The 856-nt window shown below is 72.5% G+C and carries 1 pseudogene; it reads left to right on the forward strand.

Going from position 1 to position 856, the window contains the following annotated elements:
- A pseudogene (locus F3J40_RS24575) lies at positions 1-856 on the forward strand (hypothetical protein); the annotation flags it as partial.

The following is an 856-nucleotide window of genomic DNA, read 5'->3' on the forward strand; positions in this document are numbered from 1 at the left end:
CTGCTGACCTGGAACCGCCAGGGCCAGCTGACGCAGTACACCGACTGCTCCGGCAGCATCACGCGCTACGACTATGACGCGCTGGGGCAGCTGACGGCGGTCACGGACGCGGAGGGCAGCACCCGGCAGTACCGCTACGACAGCGCCGGACGGCTGGCGCAGCTGCTGCACCCGGACGGCAGCGACGAGCAGTTTGCGTGGCGGCCCGACGGCCAGCTGAGCCGCCACACCGACCCCGGCGGCAGCGTCACGCTGCGGGAGTACGGTGAATACGGCCAGCTGCGCGCGATAACCGGGCGCAACGGCATCACGCAGCGCTTTGGCTACGGCGTGCGTGGCCGGCTGGAGTGGCTGGAGAACGGCAACGGCGAGCGCCACCGCTTTGCGTATGACCCGCTGGGCCGCAGGCTGGCCGAGCAGCGCCCGGACGGCCTGACGCTGCACTGGGGGCTGGACGAAGACGGCTGGCCCGCCTGGCGTAAAGAAACCGGCATCATGCTGAACGTCACGCCGCCGCGCACCCTGGCCGAGGCGTTCCGCGCGCTGGAGCAGAACCCGCCGGGCAGCGCGGTGGACGGCGAAAATGCCGACGGCACGGCGGTCCCCGGCACCGACGGCGGGCCGTACCCGTCCGATGCGGTGTTTGAGCGCCTGCAGCGGCAGCCAGAAAGCCATCAGGGTGACGGCAGCCAGCACCGCGCCCCCGCCACGCCGCGCGCCGACGGCCCGGCACGCCAGCAGCAGATGCGCTACAGCCCGGCCGGTCGCCTGCTTGAGCGTTCGACGTCGCAGGCGCAGTGGCAGCACGACTACGACAGCTGCGGGCGGCTGGTGCGCCTGACCCGCACCCCGACGG

Source organism: Candidatus Pantoea multigeneris, from assembly GCF_011752615.1.
GTDB classification, from domain to species: Bacteria; Pseudomonadota; Gammaproteobacteria; order Enterobacterales; family Enterobacteriaceae; genus Pantoea; species Pantoea multigeneris.